At 59.8% G+C, this 6,709-nt stretch carries 7 protein-coding genes (1 of these 7 cut by a window edge); 5 read left to right on the top strand and 2 right to left on the bottom strand.

What is annotated here, in order from left to right; translation table 11 throughout:
- Positions 1-199, bottom strand: partial view of an NAD(P)/FAD-dependent oxidoreductase gene (locus FTE24_RS00235; protein ID WP_160441605.1) — the beginning only. 953 nt of this gene lie to the left of the window's left edge; the window shows 199 of its 1,152 coding nt (coding positions 1-199); its start codon is at positions 197-199; its stop codon lies beyond the left edge, outside the window.
- 230 nt (positions 200-429) lie between these two features.
- On the opposite strand from FTE24_RS00235, the gene FTE24_RS23535 reads away from it, so the two are divergent.
- From FTE24_RS23535 to mutY, 5 genes are all read left to right on the top strand, one after another.
- On the top strand, positions 430-2,142 hold the full coding sequence (locus tag FTE24_RS23535; RefSeq protein ID WP_150234805.1) for an ATP-binding protein: 1,713 nt from the start codon (positions 430-432) through the stop codon (positions 2,140-2,142).
- Positions 2,143-2,259: 117 nt separating this feature from the next.
- Positions 2,260-2,694, top strand: a complete 435-nt coding sequence (locus FTE24_RS00225) for a BrxA/BrxB family bacilliredoxin (RefSeq protein WP_141448390.1) — start codon at positions 2,260-2,262, stop codon at positions 2,692-2,694.
- A gap of 215 nt (positions 2,695-2,909) precedes the next feature.
- Entirely contained in the window at positions 2,910-3,725 is an 816-nt protein-coding gene (gene nadE, locus FTE24_RS00220; RefSeq protein WP_141448391.1) for an ammonia-dependent NAD(+) synthetase, read from the top strand.
- A gap of 172 nt (positions 3,726-3,897) precedes the next feature.
- Entirely contained in the window at positions 3,898-4,293 is a 396-nt protein-coding gene (gene acpS, locus FTE24_RS00215) for a holo-ACP synthase (RefSeq protein WP_141448392.1), read from the top strand.
- Between the two features lie 92 nt (positions 4,294-4,385).
- Complete coding sequence (mutY, locus tag FTE24_RS00210) at positions 4,386-5,585, top strand: A/G-specific adenine glycosylase (RefSeq protein ID WP_415663201.1); 1,200 nt, start codon at positions 4,386-4,388, stop codon at positions 5,583-5,585.
- 156 nt (positions 5,586-5,741) lie between these two features.
- Here the strand turns inward: mutY and FTE24_RS00205 are convergent, their stop codons facing one another.
- On the bottom strand, positions 5,742-6,353 hold the full coding sequence (locus tag FTE24_RS00205; RefSeq protein ID WP_141448394.1) for a superoxide dismutase: 612 nt from the start codon (positions 6,351-6,353) through the stop codon (positions 5,742-5,744).
- Positions 6,354-6,709: the final 356 nt, after the last annotated feature.

The following is a 6,709-nucleotide window of genomic DNA, read 5'->3' as shown; positions in this document are numbered from 1 at the left end:
TGCCGGGAATCCACTTGATCAGTTCGTCGTATTCCTTGTTGTTCGTGACATTGCAGCGTCCTCCGCCCGAGATGCCGAGCTTGCGTCCGAGTTTGTCTCCTTTGTCGAGCAGCAGCACGCGGGCACCGCGTTCTCCGGCCGCAGCTGCGGCCATCAGTCCCGCCGATCCTCCGCCGACGACGATTACTTCATAATCCAACTTGCATCTTCCTTTTCCATGAATTGATTTCCTATAGGATAACATAAAAGGCCGACGGAACGTGCCGAATCGACACGAAATTTGCTCAGGCGACCCAGATCCATTGAACAGGAAGAATGAGTATGTTTTAATCAAAGCATATGTCTTCTTCTTGAAAATGGAAAAATCCGGGTCTTTCGGTCCGATGTCCTTCAAACGCGCTGCGCATTCCAAAAAGGAGGTACGGTTCGGTGGAACTTTTCAAAGTACTGATCATTCAAGTCTTGTTCGCTTCGCTCCCGGTTCTGCTCGTTCCTTCATTCGAAACGTTCGTTCGCACACGTGCCCTGCGGCTGCTGCGCCGCAGCGGCGGCGATTCCGTCGGTCTCGCTTTTACGTTCGCGAGCGCGGCTTCGCTGCTGCTGTGCTGGATGCTCGACGCCGGAAGTCCGCGCATTGACGGGCATCTGTCCCTGCTGCCGACCGGCATGGGCATTTTGTACGGCGTGCCGAGAGGCCGCTTCCCGCTTATCGCGCTGTATGCGCTGGTCGGGTATGCCTTCTCCACGGCCGGAGAGATGCCTTACGTCCTGCTTGAAGCGCTGGCGCTGCTGCTGCTCGCGCTCGGCCGCACGCGGCTGCTCGATATGCGCCGGTCTGCCCGCCGCCTGTTGATCGCGTCGTGGCTGCTTGTCGCTTACGTGCCGCATGCCGCGTTCCATGTACGGGAAGAGACGCTCGGCGGCGGCACTTTCTGGGGAGCTTTTCCGATGGTGTCGATCGAGCTTATGGCCGCGTTCGCCGCCGCACTGCTGCTGCTCTACTCCCGCCGGGACGTGCAGGATCGCTACTCGATGAGCGCGCAGGCGATCGCGATGCGCGAACGCATGCTGGACGAAGAGACGAAGCTGCAGGCGTTCATGGGGACGCTGCCGGGCTACGCGCTTGCGCTTGACCGCGCGGGCCTGATTAGCGAAATCAACGATAAGGCGTACGGCGCGATCGTGCAGCGCGTCCCTTCCTTCAACCGGCAGATGCTGATCGGGCGCAGCTTCTCCGACCTGATGGGCGCGCTCGGCATGGAAGCCGATCCGATTTTTCTGAAGGCGCTGGACCTGACGTTTCGCGAAAATCAGAGCGTCGAGCGGACGCTCGTCTTCGGCGCCCGGAAGTTCCGACTCTATTTGTCGCCGACCCATACGCGGGGCGGGGACGTGGGCGGCGCGGTGTGCAGCATCTACGAAGTGACGGAAATCGAACGCATGCGCACGGAGCTTGAGAACATGAACCGGCTCAGCCTGATCGGGCAGATGGCGGCGGGCGTGACGCACGAAGTACGCAATCCGATGGCCGTCGTGCGCGGATACCTGCAAATTTTGCAGCGCAAAACGCCGGAAGAATACGAACATTATTACAAAATCGTGCTGGAAGAACTCGACCGCGCCGGCGGCATCATCGACGATTTCCTGTCGCTGGCCCGCACGTCGTCGGGGGAGAAGGAGAACCGCAGCCTGCGCTCGGTGCTGGAAGATTTGTGGCCGCTGCTGCAGGCGGACGCGAATCTGCGCGGCCAGCTGATCCGGCTCGAAGACGGCAAGGACGGCGAGCCGATGCCGATGCACGCCGGCGAGATCAAGCAGCTGGTGCTGAACCTGGCCCGCAACGCGCTGGAAGCGATGGACGAAAAAGGAGAGCTCGTCATCTTCGCGGAGCAGACGGAAGAGTCGATCGTGCTGAGGGTGACGGACAACGGACCGGGCATCCCGGAAGAGACGCTTCTGCAGATCCGCCAGCCGTTTTTTACGACGAAAAAGACGGGCACCGGTCTCGGCCTCGCCCTCTGCTCGGGCATCGCGGAGCGGCACGGCGGGCAGCTGTCGATTCAATCGACGGTCGGCGTAGGCACGGAGGTTCGGGTCGAATTCGCGCGGGCGCGGCAGGCCGAGCCTGTCGGCAAAGCGTGAAAACGGCCGGACCGGTTTCGGGCGAAGAACGGGAATCCTTACGGGAAACGGCTTTCCTTTCGTTAGGAGGAACGGTATAATGGAAGCACATCAACAATTTGAAGGAGTGAATCGAATATGGCTATGTCTTTCGATCAATATATGCGCGACATGATTCAACCGATGCGCGATGAACTGACTTCCCTCGGCATTCAGGAACTGCGCACGCCGGAAGAAGTGGAAGCGAACCTTCCGAACGCTTCGGGTACGAGCCTTGTCGTGATCAATTCCGTCTGCGGCTGCGCCGCCGGACAATGCCGCCCGGGCGTAGCCCAGGCGCTTCAGCACGAGAAAGTTCCGACCAACCTGTTTACCGTGTTTGCCGGTCAGGACAAGGAAGCGACGGCTCAGGCCCGCGAATATTTCGCGCCGTTCCCGCCTTCCTCGCCTTCGATCGCGCTGTTCAAGGACGGCGAACTGGTGCACTTTATCGAGCGCCACGGCATCGAAGACCGTTCCGCGGTCGAAATCGCCGAAGAACTGACCCAGAAGTTCGACGAATTCTGCGGCTGATTCATAAGCGCGAATTTTGGCTCTCCAAGCTCCGGCGGACCCCGTGTCCGGCCGGGGCTTTTTGCATGTGCAGAAGCGCGCTTCAAGACTGGATCGGGCAAAAAAAGGCCGCGTAAGTTCGATGTCAGGCTCTTGCGGGTATAATGATGAAGAGAGGTATCATCCAATTCGTCCGGGAGCGGCCGCTTCCGGACCTTCGAAGGAGCGAGTGTATCATGAGTTTGCAGCAGCAGATCATTGCCGAATTGGGCGTGCAGCCCGCGATTGACCCGGAAGCGGAGATCCGCAAACGGGTAGACTTTCTCAAGCAGTACGTGCTCGGTTCCGGAACGAACGGCCTGCTGATCGCGATCAGCGGCGGCGTGGACAGCGCCGTGGCCACCGGCCTGTGCAAGCGGGCGACGGACGAACTGAGCGAAGAGACGGGCAAGGAATACATCACGCTTGGCGTGTTCCAGCCTTACGGCGAGCAGTCCGATATCGAGCACAGCTACGCGACGGCCAAAGCGTTCGGCCTGACCCATACGGTCGAGACGAACATCGAAGATGCCGTCGACCATGTGTCTTCGACCGTCGAGCGAAGCTTCGAGAAGCTGGATATCAACAATCCGCGCAAAATGACGGACAAAGGCAAAGGCAACATCAAAGCGAGAACGCGCATGGTCGTGCAGTACGCGCTGTCGTTCGAGATGAACCTGCTCGTCGTCGGCACGGACCACGCTTCCGAAGCGATTACCGGCTTCTACACGAAGTGGGGCGACGGAGCGGTCGACGTGACGCCGCTGTCCACGCTGAACAAGCGCCAGGTCCGCCAGGTGGCGAGCGCGCTCGGCGTGCCGGCCGAGATCGTGACCAAAGCGCCGACGGCCGGACTGTGGGTCGGACAGACCGACGAGACGGAACTCGGCATCACGTACGACGAGAACAGCGATTACCTGGAAGGCAAGGAAGTGTCGCCGAACGTCCAGTCGCTGCTGGAGAACTTCTACAAAAGAACGGCGCATAAGCGCAATCCGATTCCGGGCATCTGATTTCGGGACCGGCAGCCAAGCGAAGGCCCGCTTAACGCGGGCCTTTTTGCGTGCGGACGCAAAATACGGAACGGAACTGGAGTTCGCCTGCCGCTCCTGCTACAATATAGGGCGAAGCCGCGGCAAGCCGCCGCGCGCAGCCGAAGACAGGCGACAGTGGAGGAATGCCGGAATGATTCACGGAATCGGTCACGACATATTGGAGATCGGCCGCGTGATCCGCCTGCTGGACGGGGCGCAGCGCGAACGCTTTTTGCACAGGGTGCTGACGCCGGCCGAACTCGAGATCGCGCGGGCGCGCGGACCGAAGCTGGCTGAGTTCGTGTCGGGACGCTTCGCGGCCAAGGAAGCGATCGTCAAGGCGCTCGGGTGCGGCATCGGCCGGATCGTCGGATTCGAAGACATCGAGATCGTTCCCGGCGCGCTGGGCAAGCCCGGCGTGCGGCTGTCGGACGCGGCCTGGAGCCGGCTCGGTCTGCCGGGCGGGAACGGATACGCCATACATTTGAGCATTACGCATCAGCCGGCGATGGCTTCGGCTTTCGCCGTAGTGGAGAGGACGACATGATGACAGACCCAATAAAAGCGCACGGAAAAGAAGCGAACGAGACGGATGAAGCGATCGGACGGGAGCGGACGGCCTGGGAACGGATCGACGCGATCGATACGGACGAGAGCAAAGCGTATTTCAGCCGCGAGCTGCTGATCTGGTACGATCGCAGCAAGCGCGACCTGCCGTGGCGCAGACACCGGGACCCGTATTTCATCTGGGTGTCGGAGATTATGCTCCAGCAGACCCGGGTGGATACGGTGATCCCGTATTTCCACCGGTTTATCGAACGGTTCCCGACGATTCGGGAACTTGCGGAAGCTCCGCAGGAAGACGTGGTGAAGATGTGGGAAGGGCTGGGCTATTACTCCCGCGCCCGCAATCTTCAGGCGGCGGCGCAGCAGATCGTGGAGCTGCACGACGGGCAGATGCCTTCGGAGCGCGAACACGTCTTCGCGCTCAAGGGAGTCGGCCCGTACACGGCCGGCGCCATTCTGAGCATCGCCTTCAACCGGCCGGAGCCGGCGGTCGACGGCAACGTCATGCGCGTGCTGTCGCGCTATTTCCTGATCGAGGACGATATCGCCAAGCCTAAGACGCGAATCGGCATGGAGAAGATCATTCCGGGCCTCATTCCGGAAGGCCGCGCATCGGACTTCAATCAGGCGCTGATGGAGCTGGGCGCGCTGATCTGTACGCCCAAGTCTCCGCACTGCCTGATCTGCCCCGTCATGGAACACTGCCGGGGCCGGATCGAAGGCATGGAACGCGATCTGCCGGTCAAGACGAAAGCCAAGAAGCCGCGGCCGGAGCAGCGGCTCGCCGTGCTGCTGGAAGGCGCCGGCGAACGCGAAGGACGCGTCCTGGTGCGCCGCCGGCCGCGCACGGGCCTGCTCGCCGGCATGTGGGAACTGCCGCATATCGCGGCGGACAGCGCGCCGGAAGCGCAGGACCTCGGCCTTGAAGTCGGACAGCTCGAAGAACTGCTGGAAGACCTCGGCCTGTCGTGGTCGCCGATGTCGCCGTACATGACGGCGGAGCATACGTTCAGCCATATCCACTGGACGATGCGGGTGCTCACGGCCCGCGAACAGCCGGAAGTGCTGGCGCAGCTGGCGGCGGAGAGCGGCGTGCCGTACGAAGTCGCCGTGCCCGAAGCGGCGGCGGAAGCGCTTGAAGCGGACGAAGCCGGCACCGGTGCCGAAGTCGAATGGCGCTGGATCGCGGAGGCAGACATGCGGGAGATCGCGTTCCCGAACCTGTTCCTGAACATCCTGAACCGCTATTTCGGCGAAGCCAAGCAGAGCTAGGGGAAGAGAAACCGATCCCACTGGCGCGATCCCGGAGCGATAGGCATTCAGAGATGAGCCTTCATAAAAAGCAGCAAAAAACGCCGATCCCGGAGGATCGGCGTTTTGCTTGCGGCTGCGGCAGTCCGGAGACTGCGGCGCCGCGGCGATTCGAATTTATTTTGCAGCTTCGAAACGCTTGGATACTTCGTCCCAGTTCACAACGTTCCAGAACGTGGAGATGTAATCCGGACGTTTGTTCTGGAATTTCAGGTAGTAAGCATGCTCCCAAACGTCCAGGCCGAGAATCGGCGTCAGACCTTCGAACAGCGGGCTGTCCTGGTTCGGCGTGCTCGTTACGGCCAGTTTGCCGTCTTTGCCTACGACCAGCCAGGCCCAACCGCTGCCGAAACGGGTTGTAGCCGCTTTGGCGAAGTCTTCCTTGAATTTATCAAAACCGCCGAGATCGCTGTCGATCGCTTCGGCCAGTGCGCCGGATGGAGCGCCGCCGCCGTTCGGGCCGATAACGGTCCAGAACAGGCTGTGGTTGTGGTGGCCGCCGCCGTTGTTGCGAACGGCTGTGCGGATGCTTTCCGGTACGCTGTCGAGGTCGCCGATCAGCTCTTCCAGGCTCTTGCTTTGCAGCTCGGGAGCGCTCTCCAGAGCGGCGTTCAGGTTTGTTACGTATGTGTTGTGATGGCGATCGTGGTGGATTTCCATCGTCTGTGCGTCGATATGAGGCTCAAGCGCGTCGTTCGAGTACGGCAATGCTGGCAATTCAAAAGCCATGATAAGATTACCTCCTGCTTAAGTGGGATTTTAAGACGTGTCCCGCGTTAAAATGATGAGATTTCACACGCTGTACATAGGAACGTCAATACCTCTTTATTAAACAGGAACGCTTTCTTTAAATCAATAGGTCATTTTTTCTCCGTGACTTTTTACCGGGATACACAAGGCGGAGCATGAATTGTTAAAAACGTCATAACGGTGTAAAAAGCGCTTGATTTATTATAAATCGGAGGTCGTTCAGGTTCTGCGCAAAGAAAGTGTCGAGAAAGAAGCAAAAAACTCGAAATATAGCGCTTCCAAAAGAAAAGTAATGTTTTTTCGTGTCAGTTATGGTTTAATAATCGTGTGAGTCA

The sequence above is a fragment of the Saccharibacillus sp. WB 17 genome (genome assembly GCF_008634075.2).
GTDB classification, from domain to species: Bacteria; Bacillota; Bacilli; order Paenibacillales; family Paenibacillaceae; genus Saccharibacillus; species Saccharibacillus brassicae.
The sequence above is the reverse complement of the archived record's forward strand: the minus strand, read 5'-3'. Positions and strand labels throughout refer to the sequence as shown.